Source organism: Rahnella perminowiae (genome assembly GCF_019049695.1).
GTDB classification, from domain to species: Bacteria; Pseudomonadota; Gammaproteobacteria; order Enterobacterales; family Enterobacteriaceae; genus Rahnella; species Rahnella perminowiae.
In genome coordinates, this window is the sequence record NZ_JAFMOT010000024.1 from 1 (window position 1) to 379 (window position 379).

A 379-nucleotide genomic window follows, 5' to 3' on the forward strand; every position below is an offset into this window, starting at 1 on the left:
CTTATACAAGGTACAGATAAAGGTGTATGACAATGAAAAAATCGACATTATTAACTAGCTTACTTTTAGCGGGCTCGTTCGTGGCTTCACCCGTTGTTTTTGCAGATCCTGGTCATGGTAAAGCTCAATATAAACAAGACAAAAACTGGACTCAGCAACAAAAACACTATAAAGATGACCGCAAAGAAAACCAACGCTACAACACAAACCATGATAGAGACCGCGACAGAGGTGATAATCGATACTACGATAGTCGTACGGGTCGCTACCTAACCCATGATTAGTATCGCCAATTACCCCCAGGTCTACAAAAAAATGTCGCACGTGGTAAAGCGGTACCACCAGGCTGGGCAAAAAAACTAGACAGTCGTTATTACAG

General features: G+C 42.2%; 1 protein-coding gene. It reads left to right on the forward strand.

What is annotated here, in order from left to right; genetic code table 11:
- The first annotated feature begins 32 nt into the window (after positions 1 to 32).
- The gene (locus J1781_RS00095; RefSeq protein ID WP_217232982.1) at positions 33 to 284 is read left to right on the forward strand and encodes a hypothetical protein; all 252 of its coding nucleotides are present in this window, start codon (positions 33 to 35) and stop codon (positions 282 to 284) included.
- Positions 285 to 379: the final 95 nt, after the last annotated feature.